We start from the raw sequence: 26,771 nt of genomic DNA, 5'->3' as shown, positions 1-26,771 counted from the left end.
AAAATGAATAAAGTTAAAATAAAAATAATTTCGGCTTTTTTTCTCTTTACCGTTTTACGGCTTCAAAGTCAGGGTCTTGATACTTATTGGACCTTAGTTGTGGCCGGTAAAAATATAACTACACCTGTATTTTGGAACGGAAATATTTATACGGCAGGAGAAGACAGGGCTTTAAATTGTATTACTTCGCAAGGAAAATTTTTATGGCGGCGGAATACTAAAGAATTTCCCGGTGAATTTTTATCGGTTTCTTCTTCCGGTCTTGTTTATCTTGTTACGGCAAAAGGAAATCTTGAAGTATTTTCTTCGCAAGGTTTTCCGGCATGGCAATATAAACTCGATAAAAAGCCTATTTTTCCCATTCATACCGCACGCGACGGAAGATGTTTTATAATTCAAAAGGATAACATAATTTGTCTTACTCCCTCGGGAAAATTGAAATGGTCTCTTCCTCTTTCTTCCGCTCCCATATCTCCTCCCTCCGAAACAGGCTCAAAAGATATAGTTTTGGTTTTAACCTCGGGAGATTTTCTTCGTATTTCAATTTTCGGAACCGTAGTGGAACAGCATCGGCTAAAAAAAACTGTATCGGCTGTAGGGGAGGCTCCCAACGGTTATATTTTAGCCTGTACGGATAAAACGGTTTCGTATTATAAAACGGCGGGAGGCTCGGAAGCGGCTTGGCAGGTTACGGAAAACGGAATTTGTAAAAACGCTTTTTATAAAAACGGAAAAGTTCTTTATTTATTCGAAAACGGAAAGGCCGTTTTTAAAACTCTTGAAACGGGAGAGCTTATTTGGGAGCTTTCCTTAAACGGAAATTTTTCGGACGGCGTTAATTGCCGTGTCGAGGGTAATGAGTTTAATATTACCGCAAAGGGATACGGCTGCACAATTACCGACAGCGGCAAAATTAAATGGGAAAAGCAAATAAATGAAAAAAGTTTTTTTCCTCTTATAACCGAAAACGGACTTTTAATCGGTATTACAAAAGAATTTTTAAATGCTTACCGTGTAGAAACAAAATTGCTCAGAAGGGGAGCAGGCGGCAATGTTACTGAAAGCTTTTATTCAATAATAGATGAAAAAGAAAAATCCGCAGCGGAAGAGCTTCCTTTTTTTATAGAATATTCCACTGTAGGTGAGCTTTTGGAAGTAATTACCGATGAGATTAAAAAAGGCTCCGTAGGTGAAAAAGAGCCGCGATATGCTTTTCAGTTAAAAACGATTTTGCAAAATAAGCGCAAGGCCTCATATTTTGCGCAGGAGTTTACCTCTTTTGACAGAGCGAATGCTGCGGAGCTTTTGGGAAAACTCGGTTCTTACGAATATAGAAATATTTTACTCGGCGAGATAAATTTAAGTAATGATTCTACGGTGGACGCAGGGGTTTTACGCGGACTTTCATACTTGGCCTATGACCCTGACGGAAAAACGATTGAAGGTATCGATTTTCTTATTCAAAAGTCTTCTTATGAAGATTCCGAGAGAATGAAGGCTGCATGTGATTGTCTTGCAGCATTAACAAAAACGGGTAACCGGGAAACCGCAAAGTCCGCAATAGCGCTTCTTTTTTCGGTAAGTACGGGAAGATATTCAAGTCTTATTCAAAATTATGCCCGTCAAAAAATAAAGACGATAGGAAAATAGACCTTTAAGACAAACGGTCAGGAACTCTTTACTAAGAAGCTTTTTTTGCCGATATTGTATTATATGAATTTATTTAAAACCCCGCGTGAAATTATTATAGGCGGGAAAGGAAATGTTAAATCTCTTACCTTAGGCGGCTTTTCGCCCGTGCTTTTGCAAACTATGTGGAAGGCTCCTCTTTCGGGGGCTGATTTGACGGAAATTGCGCGGCAATTGGGAGAGTTTGCACAGCTCGGCTGTGATATTGTCCGTTTTGCGGTTCCCGATGAAGTTTCCGCCGAACTGTTTGTAAAATTAACATCTCTTACCGATATGCCGCTGGTTGCGGATATTCATTTTGATTATAAACTTGCTTTGCGCTGTATGGACGGTTTTGCAGCCAAAATACGTATAAATCCAGGTAACATAGGTTCAAAGGAAAAAACCGAAGCGGTTATAAAAAAGGCTTTGGATACGGGTACAGCCTTACGCATAGGCGTAAATTCGGGCTCTATTCCCTCCGATTTAAAATTAAAGATGAAAAAAGAACTTGAAAAGATAAGCGGATTAAAGCGTAAAAAAGCTGAAGAAGGGCTTGAAACGCTTGAAAAGGAAAAAGCCCGGGCATCGGCCCTTGTAGAAGCTGCAATAAGAGAGCTTGAAATATTCGATTCTCTTAATTTTAAAAATGCCGTCGTTTCTATGAAAGCTTCTACCGTGCACGAAACCGTTCTTGCAAACGAAATATTTGCGAGAGATTTTGACAATCCGCTTCATCTGGGAGTAACGGAAGCGGGGCCCTTAATAAGCGGAATAGTAAAAAGCTCCCTCGCTTTTTCCCGCCTTTTAAACGAGGGTATAGGAAGCACAATCCGCGTAAGTCTTTCCGATTCTTGCGAAAATGAAATTATAGCTGGCCGTGAAATTTTAACCGAATGCGGAAAGCGCTCAGGCGGAATAAGATTGGTTTCCTGCCCGCGCTGCGGAAGAAAAGGTTTTGATGTTCAAGCCTTTGTTAAGCGCTGGCAGACAAGACTGCTTGCGGAAAAAAAAGATGCTTCAATTGCCGTAATGGGCTGCGTTGTAAACGGCCCGGGCGAGGGTAAGCATGCCGATTTGGGGATAACGGGTGCGGAAGATTCGGTTATAATCTTTAAACACGGAGAAATAAAACACAGGTTAAATCTTTTAGGTTTAAACGCGGAAGAAAAAATTAAGGTTGTAGATACGGTATTTGAAAAGGAGCTTAAGACTTTATGAAAAAAAAATATTTTCAATTTTTAAAAAAACGCGGGTTATACATTTGTTTCTTTTTTTCGGTTTTTGTTTTGTCGCTTTCAGGGTGGGAAACCGAAAAAGAAAAAGATAAAACGTGGCATTTATTGGAGCTGGGTAAATTACAAATGGAAAAAGGTGAATTCGGAGAGGCTCTTCATTATGCCAATTTGGCACGCGATGTTCATAAAAGGCAAATAGAAAAAAAGTACGAATATATGTTTAAGGCCTTAAAACCGAAACAGGTAAAACACGCAGGAGATAATATTTTTGAAGTTTACTCCGTTTTAAAAGAGCGGGAAGATTATGATGCTTGTGAAATTCTCGATGAGATTTTTTTAAATCACCCGCCCGTGTTTTTTGATAAATCTATTTCCAAACTTATGTCATGGCTTGAAAAAAAAGACTCCTTCCCGGAAACCGATTTTTTAACCGGGCAAATTTATTCCGCCGAAGGCGAATACGGTCAGGCGCTTCACTATTTTAAAAATGCCTGGGATTACCGCCTGTTTTTGGAAATACCGGATGCCCGTTTCGATATAATTTACGCTCTTGCAGACACTTCAAGACTTTTGCGCAAATATGATGAACAGGAAAAATATCTTTTGCTTGTACTGACGGAAGACCCGGTTTACGGCACAACCAGTTTGGAAAGCGCCACACTTAAGGCAATGGTAAGAACTCTTACAGCGGAAAACTCTTCAGAAAAGTTCTTTTTACTTTACAGGCACCATAACAGCATTGCGCTAAAAGCGTATATTGATTTAACGGATATTTACTTGCAGGCGGGAAATAAAGAAAGGGCTTTAACGGTTGCGGCTTTAGCCGCAAGCATAGCCGTAACCGATTTGGATGATGCGGTTTCAAAAGTCGATTTTAATTACGGTTATAAAAACATTCAAGACCTTTTACATAAGCTGAACCGCAGGCAGGAAATTCTTAAATGGGCGGAAACTCGGAATTTTTGGAAAGCTATTTTAAATTTGGCCGACAGTCTTGCGGTAAATAATTATAAGAGGCAGGCTTCCGACTTATATCAAAAAATGGCGGAAAGTATACCGTCAATAAAATATGCACAGGAAGCCGCTTATAAAAAAGCCAAGTTGAATAATACTGTAAATTGATTTTTGCCGAAGGCATAGTTTTAAAAAGAGTTAAAATACCGTATTATAAAAACGTTTTTTTTATTTTTCTACTTGTAATCCAATATTGTTATCGTGTATTATACGTAAAATACTGCGGAATGATTTTTGTAAATTTTCTGCAAACTAACATTTTCTAGGAGTTCTTCATGGGTATAAAAAAGAACAATGAAGTAGGCGGCTTCTTAAAAGGAGTCGAGAGGATCGGAAATAAACTGCCGCACCCTGCAATGATTTTTTTACTTTTAAGTATTGCAGTTGTTATTATTTCCGCATTTGCAGCGGCATTCGGTAAACCCGTTACCTATTTTGATGCAAGACAGGGAAAAGAGGTTACCATAGGTGCAGTTTCGCTTTTAAATGCGGACGGATTCCGTTATATTTTAAACAGCGCAACAAAGAATTTTATGGGTTTTGCTCCTTTGGGAACCGTTTTGGTTGCTATGTTGGGTGTAGGTGTTGCCGAATGGACAGGACTTATTAACACTTCGCTTAAAAAACTTCTTTCCAATGTGCATCCTCGTATTTTGACGGCTGTAGTTGTATTTGCAGGTGTTATGAGTAATATTGCTTCCGATGCCGGTTATGTTGTTGTTATTCCCTTAGGCGCTATAGTTTTTGCAAATGCCGGAAGGCATCCTATGGCGGGTCTTGCGGCGGCTTTTGCCGGTGTGTCGGGCGGTTTTTCCGCAAACCTTATCTTGGGTACAACCGACCCGCTTTTAACCGGTATTACGGTAGAGGCCTTGCATAATGCCGGCATGGATATTCCTCTCGACCCGACTTGTAACTGGTTTTTTATGGCAGCTTCTACAGTTCTGCTTACAATCGTCGGAACCTTTGTTACGGAAAAAATCGTAGAGAAAAATCTCGGTACATATACCGGCTCTTATAAACCGGACAACGAGCCCGTTTCGGAAACCGAAAACAAGGGTTTAAAACTTGCCGGTATTTCTATTTTAATTCTTACGGTTGTTTTAATTATAGGTATGTTCGGACTTCCCAAACTTCCCTTTCTTGCAATTTTACAGGAAGTAGATGCAAAAACCGGACAAAACAGTTTAAGCAACTTTATGCACGGCGGATTATTACCCGTTATCTTAATTTTATTTTTAGTTCCCGGTTTGGTATACGGCAAAAAAACCGGAAAAATAAATAACTCTCATGATGTAGTAAAGGGAATGACCGTTGCTATGAGTTCTATGGGCGGTTATTTGGTGTTAAGTTTTTTTGCGGCTCAGTTTGTAAATTATTTCGGTAAAACCAACCTCGGAACTATTATTTCGGTAAACGGAGCAAACTTTTTACAAAGCATAGGTTTTACGGGGCTTCCCTTAATTATCTCTTTTGTTATAATTTCGGCCTTTCTTAACCTGTTTATGGGTTCTGCTTCGGCAAAATGGGCAATTATGGCTCCTATTTTCGTACCTATGATGGTAAATTTGGGACTTTCACCGGCTTTAACTCAGGTAGCTTACAGAATAGGAGATTCAAGTACAAACCTTATTACGCCTCTTATGAATTATTTTGCAATGATTGTCGTATTTATGAAAAAATACGATGAAGATTCCGGTCTCGGAACTCTTATTTCGACTATGCTTCCGTACTCTATTGCCTTCCTTCTTTCATGGATTGTTTTAATGATTGTATGGTATGTGCTGGGTATTCCGCTCGGACCCGGAGCTTATATAGGTATTTAAACGGGGATATGTAACTTTTATCCTGTGTTATTTAAAATACGGCGAAAAACTTCCTTAAAAGGTTTTTTCGCCGTATTTTTTATGCCCGATTTTAAAAGTTTTCCGTTTTAAAAATCGGGAAGGTAGTTTGCCCACTGTCTTAATGAAATTGCTTCTTCAATATGAGAGACGGAGATTTTTTCCGAAGATTCCATATCGGCTATAGTGCGTGAAATTCTTAAAATTGCATGACTTCCCCTTCCCGAAAGTTTTTTCGTTTTTGCAAATAAAGAAAAGGTTTTTTCGGCTTCTTCAGTCATTAAGCAAACGGACGGTATATCCTGAGGTAAAAGTTTTGAATTCCAATAAATCGGTCCGTTTATCTTTTTCAATTTACGAATTGTCATTATTCTTTTTAATTGAATTATTTTTGCGTTTTTAATATTTTGCCGCATTTTTTCCGTAGAATATTTTACCGGTTTTAAAAGACTTTCAGGCGGAGGCGGAAAAACGGGGATTCTTATATCCAGGCGGTCAAGTAACGGGGCGGTGAGTTTTTTCCAATACCTTTCTATTTCGGCAGGCATACAGGTACAAACCTTTCCTTTTGCTCCCAAGTTTCCGCAAGGACAGGGGTTAATTGCAAGCAAAAGCTGAAAACGGGCAGGGAAGGTACTGCTTTTTCCTGCCCGGCTTAAAGTTACCGTGCCCGTTTCAAGCGGAGCTCTTAAAGTTTGAAGAACGCTTCCTTTAAATTGAGAGGCTTCGTCCAAAAAAAGAGTGCCGCCGTGTGCAAGGGATACTTCTCCCGGCATACACTTTCCGGCACCTCCTATCATTCCTTCCAAACTTGCATTTTGGTGCGGCATTCTGAAAGGCGGTCTTTTAAGTAATACGTCTTTACCGTGTCCTGAAGGTAATAAGCCCGCCGTACTGTAAATTCTGGTAGCTTCCCGGGCGGTTTGTTTATCCATATCCGGAAGAAGGAATTTAAACCGTCTTAAAGAAAGGGTTTTTCCGCAGCCGGGCGGCCCGTAAGCTATAAGGTTATGTCCGCCTGCCGCGGCTATTTCAAGGGAACGTACCAATTTATCCTGTCCGCGTATGTCTTCAAACCCTTCGGCTGCGGAAGGCTTTAAGTCAGACTCCGCATTTAAAGAATGATTTTGAGAATTACACTCTTTTAAGTTTGCGGCTCCGCAAGTTAAAACCTTTGGTGCCGAAGAGTGAAAATTTTCATCATCTTCTTCGTTATCGTTTGACCATATAAATTCCGGTATCTTTATGGAAGTTCCGTCCGAAAAAGGCCGGACATAAGGCTTTTTCAGGGTTTCATTATAAAAGCCGTCCCTTATGCTGCAAAAACAGTTTAAGGCTTCGATTAAAGTGGAGGCTCCGAAAACTTCCGTATTTTCCAAAATGGACGCCTCCTTTTCGTTTTCTTTAGGAACTATAAAGTATTGAATACCCGAATCGGTTCCCGAAGAAATTGCTCCAAGTATTCCATGTACGGGACGTACGGCTCCTGAAAGCTCCAATTCGCCCATAACCATAATACGTAAATCCTCTCCGTTTTCCCGTAATTCGCAATCTTGCGGTTTAAAACGGTTTTTCGTATTGCTTTCATCTTTTCCGCTTTCTTTTGCCGTAAGAATTGCCAATGCTATGGGTAAATCAAAGGCGCTGCCTTCTTTTTTTTGGTCGGCAGGGCTTAAGTTGATTAAAATTCTTCCTTGCGGAAAATTCAATTCGGAATTCCTTATTGCGGCTCTGACCCTTTCCCTCGCTTCTTTTACGGCCGAACCCGGAAGTCCTACTATATCCGTAACCGGTAAGCCCCGCCTTAAATCGGCCTCAACCTTGATAATTTCACCTTCATATCCGAAAGACGAAAAACTTAAAATTTCCATACAAGACCCCTACAGTTTTTACTCTTCTATTCTTATTTTATAAGGAAAAAAATGCGTATTGCGGAAAAATTTTTAAAAAAAGAGGAAAAATTTAAACGGGAGGGGTATGAGCTTTATTTATAAGAATATGCTTAAACAATTGTTTAAGGAATGTATAAAAATTATTACCCCCAATGCGGCTGCATAATGAATTTTCTTTTTTAGAAAAACGTAAAACAGTCTGAATGCGGCTCCGGCAAAAAAAGCGTATGCCGTATTTAATACACCTAAATAAATATGAGCTGCGGTAAAAAAAACAATAGGCAATATTTCCGTTAAACAAAAATAAAAAGTCTTTTTATTTTTAAATTTAAAGCAAAGGGTTTTCAGGCGGAAAGGAAGGTAGGCTCTATACAATACTTCCTCGTAACCTGCAAAAAAGCAAATCCGTAATAGTTCGGAAAACGAAAATGCTCCGTTTTCGTATCGGGCGGAAGATTCGGTAAGCATAGGGGGCAGTATAAAAAAGGAAAAAATAATTATAAATTCGGTTAAATTTACTATCTTCTTCTTATCATAATTCATAATTTATGGTATTATAACACAAATAGAAAATTATGTATATTCTTATTATTTGTGTTGTAGTATTTTTTTCTCTTGTTGCAATTTATTTTACCAAGACCCGCCTTGAGCTTTTCGGTTTTCTACGTTTTTTTGCGGAAGGAAAGGATAAGGGATTTACTTCTTCGGATTTATTGTTGCTTTGGCGTACGGGTTCTTATGCAAAAATTAAAGATAAAGAAAAGCTGTTTTGGTCGGTTTCCGCATTGGACGACTGTATAAAATGTATTGCCCGTCAAGTCGATGTTTCTTTTTCAGGAGAAACGGGAGCTAAATTGCAGTCCATTTTAAACCAATTATACGCATATCGAACGAAGGTTGAACTTGAACAGGTGCAAAAAAGGCGAAGATTGGAATCGACTCATGAAATTTCTCCAAGGCAAATTTGCATTATAATTGTACCGAATGAAAATACGGTTTACGCAAAACTGGTTGCGAATAAAAAAGATTCTCTTATTTTTACCCTTTTTGACGCTTCTTCCGAGAGGGCAAAGACCGTTAGGTGGCAGGGCAAACCTATAAGGGTTTATTTTTGGAGGCAAGGCGATGCGGGCTATATTTTTTCTTCAACTGCAATAAACGCACGTCAAACAGGAGATTGTATGGAGCTTTCCGTAAATCATTCAAATAAAATTGTACGCACTCAAAAGCGGAAGTCGGTTAGAGCCTCGTGTAACTTTGAAGCCCGCTTATTTCCGCTTCATGATACGGATGTTTATACTTCAAAGTATCAGACATCGGGCGGAGTAAAGTGCGTATTAAACGATATATCCGAAGACGGAGCTATGGTTTTTGCCCGCGGGAAAGCGGCAAAGGGTGTGCGCATAAGACTTCAGTTTAAAATAAAGGATATTCCGATTGTAATGTGCGGAAGAATCGTAAGGTTTATGTATGATATTCCTTCAAATAAATCGCGTATTCATTTTCAGTGTGAATTTTTAGACCAAAAAATGAAAAATGTAATTTTATCTTATGTTTATAATATTGCCTCCGAAGACTCAAACGAATTTATAACTTCGGTATTTAAGGAAGAACCTGAAGATTCGGAAAACGGTCTACAGTCAGACTTAGGTCATTCCGATAATATGAAATTAACCGACTTGGAAGAGTAATTATGAAAGAGAATTTAATTAATTTAAAAAAGCATTTTACGAGAAGCCTTACAGCCGTTTTTCTTTGTTTCTTTTTTTTGAATTTATACCCTGAAACGGCCGACACTTTAACCGACTTGCGTTCCGATTTTGTGCTTGCAAATATCGAAGACAAGGTGCAAATTTTAAAAAATGCCGAATTAAGCGGAAGTAATTTAATTCCGCTTTATAAGGACTGCGTTAAATATGTTGAAAATTCTTATGCAATTTTAGGAGACGATACGCGTCTTTTAACGATAGGAATAATCGGGGTAACCAAGCTCGGCGAATTGGGCGAAAAATCTTCGGCGCAGGATATACGATATTTATTTTCTACGGTGGAAAATGAAGAGTTTAAAATTGCCTGTTTAAAAAGTTTAAGTGTTTTACTCGAAAAAGATTCAGGGTTTACGGTATACTTAAATTCGCTTTATGAAAACTCTCTTTCCGATTTACTTGCAGGGAAAAAACTTAATATAAATCTTCTTATTGCTTATGCGCAAGCCTTGGGGAATTTTGCCGATACCTCTTCGTTTGAAGTTTTATTTAAAACTCTTCTTTATCCCGTAAATGAAACTCTAAAAAAAGCGGTAAAAACCGCATTAAATAATATTTCTTTTGATTATTTTTATGAAATAGCATACAAAAAGGCGGAAAAAAACGTACAATATATATGGACGCTGTATTTATTGGCAAAGGAAAATAAAAAAATTCCCGGCGGGCAATTGGGCGAAATCAGTGAAACCGTTTTAAGCTACGGAATCGAAAATTTGGAAACGGAGCGCGAGCTTGCGGAAAAACTTATTGAAGAAACCTTGCCCGTTCTTGCCGATTTAAAATGGAGCAAGGCTTCTTCGGGAGTAAATAAGTTTTTTTATTTTAAACAGGCGGCTTTAAAGCAGGCCGGAATTTCTTATGAAAGTTTAATTCCGGTTATAGACTGTATGGGGAATTTAGGAACTGCGGAATCTTCACAAAATTTGTCGATATTTTTAGGCGTGTTAAATTCGGAAACCGAAAAAACAAAGCAATACGACGAAAAGCTGATGCTCAGCGTAATTACGGCTTTGGGAAGGCTTGGAGATAAAACCGCATTTGACTACCTTTTGTACGTGGAATATTTGAACTATTCGGAAACGGTTAAACAAGCTTCTCGAAATGCCATAGAGGAGTTAAAGTGGTAAATGAAAAATTAAATTTAAATATCGGCGGCTTGCCGTTCGGCAACGGGTTATTTTTTTCTTCCCCCATAATTTTTACCGGAACTTTTGCCCTTTCCGCTTTTTATTTACTTTGTTTTATACAAACTTATGTTTCATTTTATGTGTGGAGCTCCCTTTTTATTTTTACAAGTGTAAGTTTTTTAATCTTATGTTTTTTTAAACGCATTTTTTTTAATAAAAAAAAATTGCAAAAAGCTCTTCTTTTTTCTTTTGCCGGGCTTTTAATAGGCTGTATATCCTTTTTAAGGCTTCTTATTTTTTACTCGCCTCAGGCAACTCTTGCGGAGGCTGAAAAAGTCGAAGGTGTAAAGCTTGTACTTACGGGAGACCCCCTTCCTGCCGGAGAAAAATATTATTCCGCCGATGCAAAACTTTTTTCGTTTACATATAGGGGCGGACAAAGTTTTTCCGCCGAAGGGAATATAAAAAATATTTTTTCCTTCCGAAATGGTTAAGCAAAATAACGCTTTCGGAGTTTCGGTATACAAGGGAAAAACCGATAACGCTTGTAAGAATTTTTCAAAAGGCGCCGTTCTTTTTGCAAGAGGGCGGTTTATTGAAAAAAAAGAAAAAATTTCTCCGCCGGTTTTTTTTACGGCAAAAGAAATTCCTGAGTTTTTAGGCTGGATTTCTTTTTTTTCCGGAATTCGTGCAAATCTCAGATTTAATTTAATGCGCCTTTTGGCGGGGTGGGGGAGCGCAGGAGGTTTATTGCTGGCCCTTCTTTCGGCAAATAAAGATTTTTTGGATACCGCCTGTTCCGTTTCTTTTAAAAATGCGGGGTTGGCTCATATTTTAGCCTTATCCGGAATGCACGTCTCTTTAGTAAGTCTTACCGCGATACGTATGGGTACTGTTTTCGGTAAACGCAGTTTTGCAATTAAGTTTTCGCTTTTTTCGATAATTCTTTTTGTATGGTTTGCAGGCTCCGCTCCTTCTTTAAACCGCGCCTTAGGTATGATGATTATTTTGGTTGCCGGAAAATCGCTTGGTCTTCAACCCGATATGCTTTCGGTTTTAAGTTCAATGCTTGTTTTGCACATAGCTGTAAAACCTGAAGACTCTCTCAGTTTGGGTTTTATATTTTCATACGGAGCCCTGTCAGGAATTTTACTTTTCGGAAAAGCCTTAACTGAGGTTTTTTAAAGGAAAAATCCCTGAACGGGTTTTAGGCGGTCTTTCGGCATCGCTTGGAGCCCAATCGTTTACGGCTCCTGCGGCGGTTTTTAAAATCGGAGTGCTTGCCCCGATAGGAATACTCGCTTCCGCAATTATAAGTCCCTTGGTTTCCGTTTTTTTAATTTTGGGAATGACGGGGATTTTTACGGCTTTTATTTTACCGTCAAGCGGCTTTATTTTTAACTTTATTTTGAATTTTTTATACGGTATTATTTTAACACTTGCCGAAACTTTTTCACGTATGCCGCTTATAAGGGCGGAAACCTTTATCGGGAAATTCTTTTTTTCGGCGGTTCCGTTTTCGGCAGGTGTTACCGTAATGCTTTTTGCATGTTATTTAAAAGAAAAAAGAACCGCGGTTTTTAAATTTAACGGGGTGTAATTTTATCTCGGTTATAGCTCTTGTCATTTTAGATTTTTACTGATATAATGATTTTGGAGATTTTAAGTGTGCAGCTTTGTTTTTCAGGGTGTCTGATTGTGTGTAAAACCATCGAACCGGGCAATTTGCGGCGATAAACCGCCTTGGTTGAGCTCAAGGAGATAAAATATGCGCAAAAATTTATTTTTTTTACTTGTAATATTATCGGTTATTTTTTCGGCTTGTAAGCAATATAAGGACAGTTTGGAGGACTATTTAAGTTATTGGTCAAGTCAAGCGGCGGTTTATGAACATATACTTCCCGCGAATATAAAGGACGGCGAAGGTTATCCTTCGGTAAGCTCTTCGGGAGACGTTTCGGTTATATTAAAGGTGCGCAATCCTAAAAATTACCGCTTTATTTTAAACGGAGCCTCTCTTTCACCTATAGTTTTTGAAAACGGCGTACAAAGTGCCGATTATACTCTTACACAGCAAGGCAACAATCACTTGATATTAACTTATAAAAAAGACTTTTTACAAGCGAATGAGCACGGCGAGAGAAATTTAAATCCTGTCATTACCCTTTACGATGCGGATTCGGGACGGAAATTTCAGGAAACTTATACTTTTAAACTTAGAAGCAACACCGCTCCTCCCGGGCTTAAGGAAGGTGATGTATCCGTCTATCAAACTAAGAGCTCAGGCGATAAGTATTATGTACTGGGGTTAAACTTATCGTTTATGAACGCCGTTTCAGGAGGCGGTTCTTCCGCTCCCGTTCACGGAGATATAAAAAGCATTTATATAAACGGCACGGAATATAATTTAAGCTTAAATTCCGGTATGATAGGTTTTAATAAACCGGATAGCGCGGATTTTCTTACCGAAAATGAGATTGAAGAGGTAGTGAAGTCTCCGTCTTGCCCCGAGCCCGATAAACTTCCTCCGAACGGTGCCGCTTGGCGTCTTTATTATAAAACAAACGTAAAAGCTCATAACGGCTCCGGTATGGGAGGCGCTATGAAAAGGTATAAGGTACGGTTTTCCGATGAAAAAGGTTTAACTTCGCCTGAGTATATTGCACATACAAAGAAAAACGCTCTTCCTCCGGTAAAATTATATACCGATGATGGGTATACTGCGGCAATTTCACAAGATGAGAGTAATCCGACTAAAATAGCCTCGTCTTCGGGAGGTATAACGGTCTATGCCAAAACCGAAGCGAATATTGTTAATATTAAGGAAATAAGGGCTACGATTTATAAAAAAGCTGCCGGAAGCTCCGAGTATGAGATACACTACAGAAGTAAAACCGAAAAGGAAACTTCGGCCAATATCAATTTTACCGCCGAACAAGGGTCTTATTATAAAATTTCCGTAGAAGCCTCAGGCGAGGGTTTTGAGGATAGTAATTTAACTGAATATTATATTCAGTGTACAGGCGGTCAGTAATTACGGCAAGAAAGAAACTTAAAACCGTGTTTTACAGGTTTATCTCCTTGCCGCAATTAAAAGACTTACACCTTATTCCGTTTTAAACGGCAGGTCAGCCGGTATTAAAAGTTTTTAATAAATTCTATAGCCGAATCCGCTGCGGTTTTACCGTAAATACAGATATCCGCTACGGCATTACCGCCCAAACGGTTTGCTCCGTGGATTCCTCCGGTAACTTCTCCCGCGGCATAAAGTGCCTGAATGACCTTTCCATCCGTGTTTAAAACTTCCGCCTTTACATTTATTTTGATTCCGCCCATAGTGTGATGAACTGCGGGAGCTACTTCAACGGCATAGTACGGAGGAGAGGAAAGAGCTCTTACCATATCGCCTTGAGCCCTTCCGAATTCTTCATCTTTTCCTGACGCCTGATAGGAATTATAGTTTTTTACGGTTTTTTCAAGCTCTTCAACCGGAATATTCAGTTTTGCCGCCAATTCCGAAAGCCCGGCTCCTTCCGTAAGCAAGCCTTTTTTTGCATAACCTTCTATCGCTTTTAAGGATTCCCGCACTCCTCGGTCGAATAAAAGGTAAGCGGTCTTACCTGTTTGCTTTAATATCGCTTTGGACATAAGGTCCCGTGTAGCCATTTCATTGTTAAAGCGTTTACCTTCACGGTTAATCATAATAGCTCCGTTTCCGCGAACCGCTTCGGTTATCATAATACCGTTTAATGGAACTACGGTCGGGTGAGTTTGAATTTGCTCCATTTGAGTTAAGGCTATTTTCAGCTCTTTTCCCCATTCAAAAGCATCTCCCGTTGCCCCTTCGTGGTTTGTTGTTCCGAAACCTTCAAATTCGGGCCGATATTTTGAAACCATCTTGCCGTTCGCTCCGAAACCTCCCGTTGCAATTATTACGGCTTTTGCGTTTACCGTGTAATCTCCGTTTTCGGAAGAAACTTTAAGACCTGAAACTTTTCCGTCTTTTACGATAATGTCGGTAACGGTGCTTTCAAAGCGGATTTCAACGCCCTTCGATTCCGCCGCTTTTTGAAGCACGGAAATAAGATGGTCTCCTACGGCGGCACCTCCTTTAGGGCGGTGAGTACGTTTATTTGTAGAGCCCGCCATTTTTCCTACGTCCGATAAATCGGCTCCGAGGCTTATAAGCCAATCTACGGTTTCGGCGGAATGTTCCGCCATATTTTTTACAAGCTCCGCATCGTTTAAATTCTTTCCGCCTTTCATTGTGTCTTCATAATATTGAGCATTTGAATCTGCAATTCCCAGCGCCTTTTGTACCGAGGTTTCGGAGGCGTTTAAGCCTCCCGTTGCAAAGTTCGTATTTCCGCCTGCAAGTCCGCGTTTTTCCAAAACTATTACGCTGAGGCCCTTACTTGCCGCTTGAACCGCTGCGGAAAGACCGGCTCCGCCTGCTCCGGCAACTACGATGTCGCAAGACGCATCGGTATAAGTTTTTTTTGATAAGGACGATGAGGCTTTGCCGCTTGCAAGAGCTAAGGCGTGTTTTACCGCTTCAATTACCCCGTTTGATACATACGTTGCCCCGGATACGGCATCGATATTGTTCACATTGCCTTTTTCCAGCACCTTGGCAATGATTTCGTTCATTGCAGGTTTTGCAAAGTGGCTTTCGGATTCGGAAATAACCTTACAGGCGGTAATTTTTCCGTCTTTAACGGTTATGGAAACCGTAATGGGACCGTTAAAGCCCTTGCCTGTTCCCTCCCACTCTCCGTCGGCGGGTTCCGCCCTATAGCCGCTTTTTGCGGCAAAGAAAATTGCAATTACGGCAATAATTAAAAATAATACCGGTGCGGTATATAATGAGTATTTTTTCATATAGTCTCCGATTTGCAGGTTTTAAATTCTGCTTAATAGATTTTTGCGTATAAATTATACAGCCTTCGGGTAGAATATTATATATTTTTATAATTGTCAACCTTTTAAGCTGTCCGATTGACGGTTTATAGGGAATTGCAATATGTGATTAACAATTCTCTTGTTTTTTTCCTGCAAAATAGTATATTAAAACGGTATGCACAGACAATCGTTATTGCGCTTCGGAATAGATGTCGGCTCTACAACGGTTAAGGTTGTCGTTTTGGACGGAAGCGGAAAAATTATATTCAGTAAGTATGAAAGACACAGGGCGGATATACGTTCTACTATAATTTCCGTATGCGAAAAAGCCGTTGCCGAAATGGAAAAGACTTACGGAGAAAATATTGATGTTTCCGTAATGGTTACCGGTTCGGGCGGTTTATCGGTATCGCATTGGCTTAACATTCCGTTTGTGCAGGAAGTTGCAGCTTCTACCGCCGCCGTCCGTAAAACTATTCCCCGAACCGATGTGGTAATAGAGTTGGGCGGTGAAGATGCAAAAATTACGTATTTTGAAAGCTCCAATATAGAGCAAAGAATGAACGGAACTTGTGCGGGCGGAACGGGAGCCTTTATTGACCAAATGGCGGCTCTTTTGGAAACCGACGCATCGGGTTTAAATGAGCTTGCAAAAAACGCTTCCACCATATATCCGATTGCGGCACGCTGCGGTGTTTTTGCTAAAACGGATATTCAGCCCCTTATCAACGAGGGTGCAAGGCGGGAAGATATTGCCGCAAGTATTTTTCAAGCCGTAGTAAGCCAAACGATTTCAGGTCTTGCCTGCGGAAAACCTATCCGTGGAAAGGTAGCGTTTTTGGGCGGCCCTCTTCATTTTTTAGATGAGCTTAGACATAGATTTATCGTTACATTGGCATTAAAAGACGAAGATATTATAATTCCTGAAAATTCGGAACTTTTTGTCGCCTTAGGTGCCGCGGAAAGTATTTTTAAAAATACACCTGTAAAGGCGGACTTAAAAAACGTAAAACCTCATAAGGGTTTTTCTTTGGTTAAAGAAACGGAAACAAAAAAGACGGACTTAAAAAACGGAGCTTTTTTTGACGGCTCTTTCGAACAAAAAATACACTCTATAAATTTAAGTCTTTTTAAAAAAGACTTATATAAGATTGCCGACTCCGAAATGACTGAGGTTCAAAGGCTTGCCCCTCTTTTTAAAAACGAAGACGAACTTAAAAATTTCAGAATACGCCATGCACGGGAAATGGCTCCTTCCGCAGATATTTTTACTGTATCAGGTGAAGTATTTTTAGGAATGGACGCGGGTTCAACCACTACGAAGGCGGTTTTAATCGATAAAAACGGTAAAATCCTTTGGAGGTTTTACGATGTAAATGCGGGTAATCCCGTAGAACTTGCAATAAAAATGCTGAAAGAGCTGTATACAATGCTTCCTGAAGATGCTTTTATTGCCCGCTCCGTTTCGACCGGGTACGGCGAGGGTCTTTTTCAGGCAGCTTTGGGAGTAGATTCCGGAGAAGTTGAAACCATAGCCCACTACCGTGCTGCGGAGTTTTTTCTTCCGGGAGTAGACTTTCTTTTAGACATAGGCGGGCAGGATATGAAGTGCCTCAGAATGAAAAACGGAGCAATAACTTCAATTCAATTAAACGAAGCCTGTTCTTCAGGCTGCGGAAGTTTTTTGGATAACTTTGCCCGCTCTCTGGGAATGTCCGTAAAAGAATTTGCAAATAAGGCTCTTTTAGCTCCCAAGCCTGTGGATTTGGGCAGCCGATGTACGGTTTTTATGAATAGCCGTGTTAAACAGGCACAAAAAGAAGGCGCTTCGGTAGGAGATATTTCCGCAGGTCTTTCGTACTCGGTTATAAAAAACGCCTTATTTAAAGTTATAAAATTACGCGACGCCTCCGAAATAGGCGGAAAAATAATAGTACAGGGCGGAACATTTAATAACGATGCGGTTTTGCGCGCCTTTGAACTTGTTTCGGGAAAACAGGCTGTACGCCCCGATGTGGCGGGTCTTATGGGAGCATACGGAGCCGCCCTAATCGCAAAAGACCAATGGTTCGATTTAAGCGAAGAAAAAAAAGAAATTTTGGACGGCAAAAAAACCAAATCGGGTATTGCCTGTGCGGAAGAGCTTGAAAATTTAAAAATAGACCTTAAACTTTTAAGGTGCGGCAAGTGTGCAAACAACTGCCTTTTAACTGTAAATGTATTTAACATAAACGGAAACAAACGCTCCTTCATTACCGGTAACCGCTGCGAGCGCGGGGCGGAGCTCGGCAAGGAGTATGAAGAATATACCGAAAAAAAAGAAAAAACTGAGGAAAAAAATATTCCCAATCTTTTTGATTGGAAATATAAAAGGCTTTTTTCATACAAGCCTCTTCAAAAAAACGAAGCTCCGCGCGGAGAAATAGGAATCCCGCGCGTATTAAATATTTACGAAAATTATCCTTTTTGGTTTACTTTTTTTACGGCCTTGGGCTTTTCGGTAAAACTTTCCCCGCGTTCCGGAAGAAAAGTTTATGAAGCGGGTTTGGAATCCATTCCCTCGGAATCGGTTTGTTATCCTGCAAAAATTGCACACGGCCACCTCGAAATGCTTTTAAAGGCGGGGATAAAAAATATTTTTTATCCCTGTATTCCCTATGAAAAAAAAGAAGATCCCGGGGCCGGAAATCACTATAACTGCCCCATTGTTACAAGCTACCCCGAAGTTCTCAAAAACAATATAGACGTTTTACGGCGGGACGGCTCAATTATCTATCTTAATCCCTTTTTACCTTATTACGATAAAAAACGGCTTACCGAAAGGCTCTTTGAAGAATTGAGAAGTGTTTTCAATTTAACTTATGAAGAAATAAAAACCGCCGTCGAAAAGGCTTGGACGGAGCGGGAAAATTATAAGGCTGAAACCGAAGCTAAGGGTGAAGAAGTTTTACGCATAATGGAAAAAGAAGGTATAAGCGGCGTAGTCCTTGCAGGACGCCCCTATCATCTGGACCCGGAAATAAATCACGGAATTCCTGAAATGCTTCAAGGTCTCGGTCTTGCGGTTTTAACGGAAGATTCCGTAGCCCACTTGGGACAAATAGAGAGACCCTTACGTGTAGTGGACCAATGGTCGTACCATAACCGCCTATACCGGGCAGGCAAATTCGCTTCGGAAAAAGACAATTTGGAGTTTATTCAGCTTACGAGTTTCGGCTGCGGTTTGGACGCCGTAACCGCGGACCAAGTGCAGGAAATAATAGAATCTAAGGGTAAAATGTATACCTTAATTAAAATAGACGAGGGGTCAAATTTGGGAGCGGTAAGAATAAGGGTAAGAAGTCTTTTAGCGGCGGTTAAAGAAAGAAAACGCGGCAATACCCTTGTTGAGAAAAAAAGCTCGGCATATCGCCGTATCGTTTTTTCAAAAGAAATGAAAAAACGATACACTATCTTAGCACCGCAAATGTCGCCTATTCATTTCGATTTGGTAGGAGCGGCAATTTCGCATTCGGGTTATAATTTTGAAATACTTGCGGAAACCGATAAAACTGCAATCGAGTACGGTTTAAAATACGTAAATAACGATGCCTGTTATCCCGCCATAATAGTTGCAGGACAGATGATTGCAGCTTTAAAATCGGGCCGTTATGATTTATCGGCTACGGCATTGGCTATTACACAAACTGGCGGCGGCTGCCGTGCTACAAATTACATAGGCTTTATAAGAAGGGCTTTAAAAGATGCGGGACTGGGCTTTGTACCCGTAATAGGAATAAGCGCCCAATCAATTGAAACCAATCCCGGCTTTAAATTAACTTTAGGAGTACTTCACAGGGTGGCAAGGGCAATGTGTTTGGGAGATTTACTGATGCGCGTATTATATAGAACACGTCCGTACGAAGCCGTTCCCGATTCCGCAAATGAACTTCATAAAAAATATTCGGTTTTAATAAAAGAAGCTTTAAAGGATATGAAAGGGAGCGTTTATAAAAAGATAATCCGCGATATAGTAAAAGACTTTGATTCCCTTCCTTTAAAAAAAATAAGAAAGCCTCGTGTGGGAGTTGTAGGCGAAATATTGGTAAAATTTCATCCGGAAGCAAACAACGATATTGTAGGAACAATCGAGCGAGAGGGAGCTGAATGTGTAGTTCCCGATTTACTCGATTTCTTTTTGTATTCTTCAATGTGCGGAATTTATAATAGCACATATATTGAAAATTCAAAAACCAAACAATTTACTTCAAGATTTGCAATTTGGCTTATCGAAAACTATAGAAAACCGATAAAAGAGGCTCTAAAAAAAAGCAAACGTTTTATTCCGCAAGACACTATTTATAAACTTGCGGAATCCGTAGACGGCATCTTACAATTGGGAAATACTACAGGCGAAGGCTGGTTTTTAACCGCCGAAATGATAGAGCTTATACACTCAGGTGTACCTAACATAGCCTGTATTCAACCGTTTGCCTGTCTTCCCAACCATGTAACGGGAAAGGGAATGATAAAAGAATTACGAAGGCGTTATCCCCAAGCCAATATTTCGGCAATAGATTTCGACCCCGGAGCAAGCGAGGTAAACCAGCTTAACAGGTTAAAACTCCTTCTTGCAAATGCCGAACCCGGGAAACATCCCGATGAAACGAAGGTATAAAATTTTAAGTTAAACATTATTTAAATCTGAAAATTCTCCGCTCTGAAAGCGGGGTAATTGATATTTTCCTTTCTCTAGTGCATAATAACAAAATGAAAAACATTATTTTAACCGGCGACCGCCCTACCGGAAAACTTCATATCGGGCATTATGCGGGCTCCTTAAAAAACAGGGTTGCCTTGCAAAATTCGGGTAAATACGATGAAATTTATATAATGATTGCCGATGCGCAAGCCATAACCGACAATACCGATAATCTTGAAAAAATCCGGACAAATGTCATTGAAGTTGCATTGGACTACCTTTCCTGCGGGATAGACCCCGCAAGGTCTACCGTTCTTGTACAAAACTACATTCCGGAACTTTGCGAGCTGACCTTTTATTATATGAACCTCGTAACCCTCGCCCGCCTTGAACGTAACCCCACCGTAAAGGCTGAAATACAAATGAGGGGCTTTCAAAATACAATTCCCGTAGGATTTTTAACCTACCCTATAAGTCAGGCGGCGGATATAACTGCATTTAAGGCTACTACCGTACCGGTAGGCGAAGACCAGCTTCCTATGCTTGAGCAAACTCGTGAAATAGTACGCTCCTTTAATTCGCTTTACGGAGAAACCTTGGTTGAACCTAAAGAACTTTTATCTTCCAATAAGGCTGGCGGAAGACTTCCGGGTACTGACGGAAAAGCGAAAATGAGTAAATCGCTGGGCAACTGTATTTATATTTCGGACAGCTGTGAAGAAATTAAAAAAAAGGTTATGGGAATGTTCACCGACCCCAACCACTTGCGTGTAGAAGACCCCGGAAAAGTGGAGGGAAATCCCGTTTTCACCTATCTTGACGCCTTCGTCCGAAACGAGCATTTTGAAGAATTTTGGAAAGACTATTCCTGTCTTGATGAAGTTAAAGCTCATTATAAAAAGGGCGGCTTGGGAGATGTTAAAATAAAAAAGTTTTTAAACAGCGTTTTGCAAGAAGAGCTTTCTCCGATTAGGGCAAGAAGAGCGGAACTTCAAAGAAACATTCCGCAGATATACGAGATTTTAAAAGAAGGCTCAAAAAAAGCGCGAATAAAAGCCGCGGAAACCTTAAGCGAAGTACGAAATGCTATGCGTATAAATTATTTTGACGATATCGAGCTTATAAAAGGCAAAGTTAATCCGTAAAAATAAAAGGATTTCCGTATTTAATAAAGGCAAGAATTAAAAGGTGCAGCGGATAAAACACATAGAAAAACCACTTTGAAATTTTTGCCTTTACGGAACCCTTTTTAAAATTACCCGGTTTGCCGTTGTAAAGACAAAAAAACGGAATCAAAAAAAAGAGACCTATGAAAAACAGCTTATACGGAAGAATTTGCGGAAAGTCTTCAATAAGAGAGGGCAAGGCATTTTGAAGGGCAAATATAAAAGGATTGCCTTTTTCCAAAAGAAGCATAAAATAACCGGCCCAATGATGTATAAAAAGCCAAATTAAAACTACAGGTAAATATAAACCGATTGCAATAAAACGTTTTTTATAAAAAGCGTAAAATAAAACCGTAAGCATAATAGGCAAAAACCGCCAATCGCAAAACCATGAGCTGAGAAAAAGCAGAGATAATCCGAATAATTTTAAAACCGCACATATTTTTTCCGTTTTTAATAAAACAAGGGTGCAAAGGCATAAAAATAAATTGAATATGATACTGGTTTGAAATTTATAAATCGAAAAAGAGCCTATTGAGAAAATACCGTAGTCGAAAAAATAATAAGGCACATGAGAAATAAGGGCAAAGATAAAAAGTCTTATCAAATATTTTTTTACACTTCGGGTATAAAAAAAGCCGTCCACTAAAAGCATACACATTATAGGCATAGTAAACCTGCCTATACCGCGTAAAATCTCGTAAAGTACATATAAAGCAAAATTTTCGGTATAAGGGCGTAAAAATACCCATGCCGCATGGTCTATAACCATTGCACAAATTGCTATAATTTTAAGCTGAAAGCCGTTTAGTCCGTTTTTAAGCACACCGTTTTGCATAAGTAAAGCTATTTTTTCGGCGGTAAATGTAAATCGGGCAATATGGGAGCGGTATCTTTTACCATAGCGGCCTTGTTTTCATTTTGAATTTCCTGATAAATTTCCTCGCGGAAAACCTTAACCGAAGGCGGAGCGTTTACGCCTATTTTAACTTGGTCGCCCCTGATTTCGATAATCGTAAGCTCTATATTATCGCCGATTAAAATCTTTTGATTGGTTTTTCGTGAAAGTATAAGCATTATTTCCTCCCCGCAGCATTTAATTCTGCAAGAATATCATGCTTTGTGTTCCACTTTCCGTCATTCATAACGGCTTGTAAGCCCTTTTTATTTTTTTTGTTTATAATAAGCGGGCCTTGTAAATTTGCCGTAATAGGGTTTCCTCCCGGAGGAATTGTTACAAGAGCGAAGACTAATAAATCAGTGGGGGATTCAACCTCAATCGGTTTTAATATATCATCGCTTATGTCAAGTTCATAATCCGGTCTAAATATAAAAGGGTCGATTGCAATAAAGGCAAGGTTTTTATCTTCAAGTGATTGAACCCAAATAAAGGGCTCCTGCTCGGAATCAAGTAAGGCATATTTATGAAATTCTTCAAAACCGTAAAAACCTTCAGCTAAAGTAATAATTTGCTCTTCGGTAATTTGAACGGTTCCCATAGTTTTTGTCTGTATTTCCATATTTTCCATCCTAAAATCAATATGCGCTTTAAGCCTTTTATAAAAGGCTTAATTTTAAGGTCTTTATATTATACTGAAAATATCCGTAACCTGCAAGTAGCATTCACAAGTTTAAATCGGACTTAAGTCTTTACCACTTGCAAAAAAATGAAAATTATGTTTATTATATCGGTTATGAATAGATTCGGAAAACTGGTTTATATCTATATAATTTTTATATTTATCATACTTACGGGAGGCTCTTTTGCTCTCGGCAAGATGTTGGCATATACACAAAATATAAAACAAAGCGAGCTGTTCGCCGATTTTAACCCCGCTCTGCCTTCACGTATATTGGATATACGCGGAGACCTTATCACCGAATTTTCAATGGATGAAAAAAAGGGACCTTATAAATTACGGCGGTATTTCACCTTCGTTGATACAAGCTCTGTTGGCGCGTGAGGATAGGGTTTTTTACGAACACGGGGGCTTTAGGATTAAATCGATAATAAGGGCCGTTATCGGTCAGCTTACCGGTCACTCCCTGGGAGGAGGAAGTACCATTACCCAACAAATTGCAGGTCTTTTATACTGTGATAGAACCAATAAAAGCATTAAACGCAAAGTTTTGGAATTATGGTGGGCTCTTCAAATGGAAAGGCGGTATTCTAAAGATGAAATAATGATGCTTTACCTGAACGAAGTTTACTTCGGAAGCGGAACATACGGTGTAAGCGCCGCCTCAAGGTTTTATTTCGGACATTCCGCAGCCAATCTTACTCCCGCCGAAGCCGCCATTTTGGTTATCCAGCTTTCAAATCCCACTAAGTATAATCCGTTTGAAAATCCCAACAGGGCAAAAGAAAGACAGGAAAATGTTCTTCAAGGTATGGTGGACTTGGGGTATCTTACAAAACAGGAAGCAACCGATTCTTTTGAAGAGTATTGGTCGAATTTCGATTATACGAGGATTGCTCTTTCGGCTTGGCTTACTCGTGAAGATAAGGCAAGATGGTTTTCCGAATATGTACGGCGTAAACTTGAAAGTATGATGTACGGAACGATGAATCTTTATAAAGACGGATATACCGTACATACTACTTGCGATTTAAGGCATCAGGAAATTGCGGAAGCGGAATTTCAAAAATATCTTAAAGATGTTAATACGCGTCTTTCAAGGTCTTCTTCCGGTTCTTTTGACCAAACCGAAAAGTACGGCAATATTACCGCTCTTCTTTCGCTGTGTTTCGGTATGGAAAAACTGCATTTAGGAGAAAAGCAGCTTCAAGTAAAAACAAATGCTTACTACAGAAATAATTTAAACAATACTATAGATGTTTTATCTTTAATGTGCGGTATCGATAATTTAAAGACTCTTACAAAGCAGGTAACCGCAAAAACTCAAGAGCTTTTGTCGGAAAAGGTTGTTGAAGGAACCTTCCTGTCTATGGAAACCGAAACGGGCTATATTACGGCAATTATAGGCGGAAGCCAATATAATGAAGCGAATCAGCTTATAAGGGCAACTCAATCCAAGCTGAAAGTAGGAAGTTCCATTAAACCTCTTATTTATTCCGCAGCGATAGACGCAAGGGTAATAACACCCGCTACAAGAATGGACGATACGCCCCAAGTTTTTGAAAGTGCCGACGGGGTACAATATGTACCTAATAATTATAGCGGTAAATGGAAGGGGACGGTTTTGGTTTACCAAGCTCTTCCGCTTTCTTTAAATATTCCGGCAATTAAAATTTTGGAAATGGTAGGATTTGATGCCGCAATAAACAGAATTTCGGCTCTTACGGGTATTGCGGACCCTATAGAGATAAATAAAACTTTCGAAAGGGTTTATCCTATGGCTTTGGGAATAAGTGCAATTACGCCCGTTCAATTATTACGGGCCTTTGCGATTTTCGGAAATCAGGGTAAAGCCGTTGAACCTATTGCAATACGTTCGGTAGAAAACCGTGAAGGCAGTACGATTTTGGACCCCGAACTTGATTTAAGAATAGAGCAGAGAAAACTGGGAAGCGCAATGCAGGTAATAAGCCCTCAAAATGCTTACGTAATGACTCAAATGTTGAAAAAAACTATGACTCTCGGAACTCTTTACGGGGCTTCGGCGGCAGGTAAAAAATTTGAATATAAAGATTCAAAAACGGGAAAAATTTTTCAAATGCCTATGGCGGCAAAAACCGGAACGACACAAAACTGGTCCGACTCGTGGGCTATAATATATTCTCCATACTATTCAACGGTAGTTTGGTACGGTTTTGACAGGGGAGGGCTATCTCTGGGGACGGAAAGCTCCGGGGCGGTTCTTTCAGGTTATGTTGCCGTAAATTTTATGAGAGAAGTGCATAGAGGAAAACCTTTTAAAGATTTTGTCGCTCCAGAATCTGGAGTTGTTACGGTTGAAGTCTGTAAAAAATCGGGTATGCTGCCTTCGGAGCACTGTTCGGACGGAACGGTATTTTTAACTCTTCTTTCGGGAACGGCTCCTACGGAAGTTTGTACGGAGCATACTGCCGGTATGAGATTAAAAAATATAGGAATCGACAGGCTTAAAGAAAGAGGAATGCAAAGCGGCGAAGAAACAATAGATATAGACCCTTCACTGATTTCAATTGACCCGTCGGTATTTACCGACCCGGCTGACGGTGAGAAAGCCGGAGATACGGAAAATACCGAGGATTCCGAAGAAGAACTTTCAACGGAAGAAGAGCCTGAAGCAGGCAAAACGGAAGAAAACGGTAATCCGTGGATGTAACTTATTTTACATAAGGTAAATAATCGCCGTATCCGTTTTCTTTCATTTTTTCGTAAGGAATAAAGCGGAGAGAGGCTCCGTTTATGCAATAGCGTAAACCGCCCTTATCCGCAGGACCGTCTTCAAAAACATGTCCTAAATGAGCTCCGCCCGTTTTACTTACAACTTCAGTGCGGTTCATACCGTGGCTTTTGTCTTCCAAGTATTGAAGTGCGGAAGTAGTAATGGGTTTTGTAAAACTCGGCCAGCCGCAGCCTGCATCGTACTTATCGGAAGAAGAAAAAAGAGGTTTGCCGGTTACTATATCGACATAAATTCCTTTTTCGTCCATTTTGTCATATTCGCTTGTAAACGGTCTTTCCGTAGCCTTTTCCTGTGTTACTTCATACTGTGTTTTTGTAAGGTTCTTTTTCAGCTGCTCTTTGGAAGGCGTTTTAAAAGAACTTTCATCATATAGGGGTCGAAGTGCAAGCCCTAAATCGATATGACAATAACCTCCAGGATTTTTTTCAAGATAGTCCTGATGGTATTCTTCGGCAAGTATAAAATTGCGTAAAGGTTCCACTTCAACTGCAATCGGTTTGGAATATTTTTCCTGCATAAACTTTACGAAATCTTTTATTTCAGGTAAAATAGAGTTATCCGTGTAATAAATACCGGTTCTGTATTGCCGCCCCGTATCATTACCCTGTTTGTTAATGGAAGTAGGGTCAATGATTTTAAAATAATGGGCAAGTAATTCCTGCAAACTGACGATGGAAGGATAATACTCTATCTTAACCGTTTCGGCATGGTCGCTTGAAGCTATTTGTTTATAGCTTGTATTATCGGTTTTTCCGTTTGCATAACCTGTGTCGGTTTCTTTTACACCGGGTATTTGGCGGAAATACCCTTCAACTCCCCAAAAACAGCCGCCCGCAAAGTATATTTCTTTTGTATTCTTTGCCATAGTCATTCCTCCGTAAAACGAATTTCCTTTTTCTTCAGCCTGCATTTTCGTACATCCGGATATGAAAACGGCCGTTAAAAAAGGTACAATCAATTTAATAAGATTTTTTGTTTTTAGCATAAATATTACTCCTAATAAGAAATTTTATACTAAACTAACAATCTTTATATAAAAAAGCAACAAAAAATATTCTAAAGCTCTTAAAAAAAGACTTTTTATTGCCGAATTTTTTAAAATTTTAAAAAATTACAT

At 39.7% G+C, this 26,771-nt stretch carries 21 protein-coding genes; 14 read left to right on the top strand and 7 right to left on the bottom strand.

Going from position 1 to position 26,771, the window contains the following annotated elements; genetic code table 11:
* Positions 1-3: 3 nt before the first annotated feature.
* The 4 genes from DYQ05_RS10695 (at position 4) to DYQ05_RS10680 (ending at position 5,746) form a co-directional block, all read left to right on the top strand.
* On the top strand, positions 4-1,650 hold the full coding sequence (locus DYQ05_RS10695; protein ID WP_206183409.1) for an outer membrane protein assembly factor BamB family protein: 1,647 nt from the start codon (positions 4-6) through the stop codon (positions 1,648-1,650).
* A gap of 63 nt (positions 1,651-1,713) precedes the next feature.
* Positions 1,714-2,889 carry a (E)-4-hydroxy-3-methylbut-2-enyl-diphosphate synthase gene (ispG, locus tag DYQ05_RS10690; protein ID WP_029409670.1) on the top strand — a complete coding sequence of 392 codons (1,176 nt, stop codon included), beginning with the start codon at positions 1,714-1,716 and terminating at the stop codon, positions 2,887-2,889.
* Positions 2,886-4,028, top strand: a complete 1,143-nt coding sequence (locus DYQ05_RS10685; protein WP_020966017.1) for a hypothetical protein — start codon at positions 2,886-2,888, stop codon at positions 4,026-4,028. The genes ispG and DYQ05_RS10685 overlap by 4 nt, the downstream gene beginning before the upstream one ends.
* A 167-nt stretch (positions 4,029-4,195) precedes the next feature.
* Complete coding sequence (locus DYQ05_RS10680; RefSeq protein ID WP_024466456.1) at positions 4,196-5,746, top strand: AbgT family transporter; 1,551 nt, start codon at positions 4,196-4,198, stop codon at positions 5,744-5,746.
* 107 nt (positions 5,747-5,853) lie between these two features.
* Here DYQ05_RS10680 and DYQ05_RS10675 read toward each other — a convergent pair whose 3' ends face one another.
* Positions 5,854-7,635 carry a YifB family Mg chelatase-like AAA ATPase gene (locus tag DYQ05_RS10675; protein ID WP_206183408.1) on the bottom strand — a complete coding sequence of 594 codons (1,782 nt, stop codon included), beginning with the start codon at positions 7,633-7,635 and terminating at the stop codon, positions 5,854-5,856.
* 117 nt (positions 7,636-7,752) lie between these two features.
* On the bottom strand, positions 7,753-8,199 hold the full coding sequence (locus DYQ05_RS10670; RefSeq protein ID WP_020966013.1) for a CPBP family glutamic-type intramembrane protease: 447 nt from the start codon (positions 8,197-8,199) through the stop codon (positions 7,753-7,755).
* 32 nt (positions 8,200-8,231) lie between these two features.
* Between DYQ05_RS10670 and DYQ05_RS10665 the strand changes: the two genes are divergently transcribed.
* The 6 genes from DYQ05_RS10665 (at position 8,232) to DYQ05_RS10650 (ending at position 13,583) form a co-directional block, all read left to right on the top strand.
* Complete coding sequence (locus DYQ05_RS10665; protein ID WP_020966012.1) at positions 8,232-9,347, top strand: PilZ domain-containing protein; 1,116 nt, start codon at positions 8,232-8,234, stop codon at positions 9,345-9,347.
* A gap of 2 nt (positions 9,348-9,349) precedes the next feature.
* Positions 9,350-10,549: a hypothetical protein gene (locus DYQ05_RS10660; protein ID WP_020966011.1), complete on the top strand. Its 1,200-nt coding sequence runs from the start codon at positions 9,350-9,352 to the stop codon at positions 10,547-10,549.
* Entirely contained in the window at positions 10,543-11,043 is a 501-nt protein-coding gene (locus tag DYQ05_RS14125) for a hypothetical protein (RefSeq protein ID WP_252723359.1), read from the top strand. The genes DYQ05_RS10660 and DYQ05_RS14125 overlap by 7 nt, the downstream gene beginning before the upstream one ends.
* The gene (locus DYQ05_RS14120) at positions 11,036-11,734 is read left to right on the top strand and encodes a ComEC/Rec2 family competence protein (RefSeq protein WP_252723358.1); all 699 of its coding nucleotides are present in this window, start codon (positions 11,036-11,038) and stop codon (positions 11,732-11,734) included. The genes DYQ05_RS14125 and DYQ05_RS14120 overlap by 8 nt, the downstream gene beginning before the upstream one ends.
* Before the next feature lie 91 nt (positions 11,735-11,825).
* On the top strand, positions 11,826-12,149 hold the full coding sequence (locus tag DYQ05_RS14115) for a hypothetical protein (RefSeq protein WP_353934583.1): 324 nt from the start codon (positions 11,826-11,828) through the stop codon (positions 12,147-12,149).
* 168 nt (positions 12,150-12,317) lie between these two features.
* Complete coding sequence (locus DYQ05_RS10650; protein ID WP_206183407.1) at positions 12,318-13,583, top strand: hypothetical protein; 1,266 nt, start codon at positions 12,318-12,320, stop codon at positions 13,581-13,583.
* A gap of 104 nt (positions 13,584-13,687) precedes the next feature.
* Here the strand turns inward: DYQ05_RS10650 and DYQ05_RS10645 are convergent, their stop codons facing one another.
* Entirely contained in the window at positions 13,688-15,430 is a 1,743-nt protein-coding gene (locus DYQ05_RS10645) for a flavocytochrome c (protein ID WP_206183406.1), read from the bottom strand.
* A 196-nt stretch (positions 15,431-15,626) separates the two neighbouring features.
* On the opposite strand from DYQ05_RS10645, the gene DYQ05_RS10640 reads away from it, so the two are divergent.
* Together DYQ05_RS10640 and trpS are read left to right on the top strand one after the other, a co-directional pair.
* Positions 15,627-20,108: a 2-hydroxyacyl-CoA dehydratase gene (locus DYQ05_RS10640; RefSeq protein ID WP_206183405.1), complete on the top strand. Its 4,482-nt coding sequence runs from the start codon at positions 15,627-15,629 to the stop codon at positions 20,106-20,108.
* 92 nt (positions 20,109-20,200) lie between these two features.
* On the top strand, positions 20,201-21,277 hold the full coding sequence (gene trpS / locus DYQ05_RS10635) for a tryptophan--tRNA ligase (protein ID WP_206183404.1): 1,077 nt from the start codon (positions 20,201-20,203) through the stop codon (positions 21,275-21,277).
* Here trpS and DYQ05_RS10630 read toward each other — a convergent pair.
* Genes DYQ05_RS10630 through fliW form a run of 3 tightly spaced genes read right to left on the bottom strand, consistent with a single transcriptional unit; the run spans position 21,267 to position 22,818 of the window.
* A complete protein-coding gene (locus DYQ05_RS10630) occupies positions 21,267-22,136 on the bottom strand; it encodes a TraX family protein (protein ID WP_206183403.1) in 870 nt (289 codons plus the stop codon). The two genes, trpS and DYQ05_RS10630, sit on opposite strands and share 11 nt — an antisense overlap.
* Positions 22,137-22,144: 8 nt before the next feature.
* The gene (csrA, locus tag DYQ05_RS10625; protein ID WP_020966003.1) at positions 22,145-22,375 is read right to left on the bottom strand and encodes a carbon storage regulator CsrA; all 231 of its coding nucleotides are present in this window, start codon (positions 22,373-22,375) and stop codon (positions 22,145-22,147) included.
* Complete coding sequence (fliW, locus tag DYQ05_RS10620; RefSeq protein WP_024465199.1) at positions 22,375-22,818, bottom strand: flagellar assembly protein FliW; 444 nt, start codon at positions 22,816-22,818, stop codon at positions 22,375-22,377. Before fliW ends, csrA begins: the two co-directional genes overlap by 1 nt.
* A gap of 147 nt (positions 22,819-22,965) precedes the next feature.
* Here fliW and DYQ05_RS14110 point away from each other — a divergent pair, with 147 nt between their 5' ends.
* The gene (locus tag DYQ05_RS14110) at positions 22,966-23,262 is read left to right on the top strand and encodes a hypothetical protein (protein ID WP_252723357.1); all 297 of its coding nucleotides are present in this window, start codon (positions 22,966-22,968) and stop codon (positions 23,260-23,262) included.
* Positions 23,237-25,570 carry a penicillin-binding protein 1A gene (locus DYQ05_RS10615; protein ID WP_252723356.1) on the top strand — a complete coding sequence of 778 codons (2,334 nt, stop codon included), beginning with the start codon at positions 23,237-23,239 and terminating at the stop codon, positions 25,568-25,570. Before DYQ05_RS14110 ends, DYQ05_RS10615 begins: the two co-directional genes overlap by 26 nt.
* A gap of 1 nt (position 25,571) precedes the next feature.
* Here the strand turns inward: DYQ05_RS10615 and msrB are convergent, their stop codons facing one another.
* Positions 25,572-26,639: a peptide-methionine (R)-S-oxide reductase MsrB gene (gene msrB, locus DYQ05_RS10610; protein ID WP_020966000.1), complete on the bottom strand. Its 1,068-nt coding sequence runs from the start codon at positions 26,637-26,639 to the stop codon at positions 25,572-25,574.
* Positions 26,640-26,771: the final 132 nt, after the last annotated feature.

The sequence above is a fragment of the Treponema pedis genome, from assembly GCF_017161325.1.
Lineage (GTDB): Bacteria > Spirochaetota > Spirochaetia > Treponematales > Treponemataceae > Treponema_B > Treponema_B pedis.
This window is presented reverse-complemented; position numbering and strand designations above follow the sequence as displayed.

Excerpts from the sequence above, each read along its gene's own strand:
- DYQ05_RS10695 (WP_206183409.1), top strand. The coding sequence starts at position 4 with ATGAATAAAGTTAAAATAAAAATAATTTCGGCTTTTTTTCTCTTTACC.
- ispG (WP_029409670.1), top strand. The coding sequence starts at position 1,714 with ATGAATTTATTTAAAACCCCGCGTGAAATTATTATAGGCGGGAAAGGA.
- DYQ05_RS14110 (WP_252723357.1), top strand. The coding sequence starts at position 22,966 with ATGAAAATTATGTTTATTATATCGGTTATGAATAGATTCGGAAAACTG.
- trpS (WP_206183404.1), top strand. The coding sequence starts at position 20,201 with ATGAAAAACATTATTTTAACCGGCGACCGCCCTACCGGAAAACTTCAT.
- csrA (WP_020966003.1), bottom strand. The coding sequence starts at position 22,375 with ATGCTTATACTTTCACGAAAAACCAATCAAAAGATTTTAATCGGCGAT.
- DYQ05_RS10685 (WP_020966017.1), top strand. The coding sequence starts at position 2,886 with ATGAAAAAAAAATATTTTCAATTTTTAAAAAAACGCGGGTTATACATT.
- DYQ05_RS10660 (WP_020966011.1), top strand. The coding sequence starts at position 9,350 with ATGAAAGAGAATTTAATTAATTTAAAAAAGCATTTTACGAGAAGCCTT.
- DYQ05_RS10680 (WP_024466456.1), top strand. The coding sequence starts at position 4,196 with ATGGGTATAAAAAAGAACAATGAAGTAGGCGGCTTCTTAAAAGGAGTC.
- DYQ05_RS10630 (WP_206183403.1), bottom strand. The coding sequence starts at position 22,136 with ATGCAAAACGGTGTGCTTAAAAACGGACTAAACGGCTTTCAGCTTAAA.
- DYQ05_RS14120 (WP_252723358.1), top strand. The coding sequence starts at position 11,036 with ATGGTTAAGCAAAATAACGCTTTCGGAGTTTCGGTATACAAGGGAAAA.
- DYQ05_RS10665 (WP_020966012.1), top strand. The coding sequence starts at position 8,232 with ATGTATATTCTTATTATTTGTGTTGTAGTATTTTTTTCTCTTGTTGCA.
- DYQ05_RS10650 (WP_206183407.1), top strand. The coding sequence starts at position 12,318 with ATGCGCAAAAATTTATTTTTTTTACTTGTAATATTATCGGTTATTTTT.
- DYQ05_RS10645 (WP_206183406.1), bottom strand. The coding sequence starts at position 15,430 with ATGAAAAAATACTCATTATATACCGCACCGGTATTATTTTTAATTATT.
- fliW (WP_024465199.1), bottom strand. The coding sequence starts at position 22,818 with ATGGAAATACAGACAAAAACTATGGGAACCGTTCAAATTACCGAAGAG.
- DYQ05_RS10675 (WP_206183408.1), bottom strand. The coding sequence starts at position 7,635 with ATGGAAATTTTAAGTTTTTCGTCTTTCGGATATGAAGGTGAAATTATC.
- DYQ05_RS10670 (WP_020966013.1), bottom strand. The coding sequence starts at position 8,199 with ATGAATTATGATAAGAAGAAGATAGTAAATTTAACCGAATTTATAATT.
- DYQ05_RS10640 (WP_206183405.1), top strand. The coding sequence starts at position 15,627 with ATGCACAGACAATCGTTATTGCGCTTCGGAATAGATGTCGGCTCTACA.
- msrB (WP_020966000.1), bottom strand. The coding sequence starts at position 26,639 with ATGCTAAAAACAAAAAATCTTATTAAATTGATTGTACCTTTTTTAACG.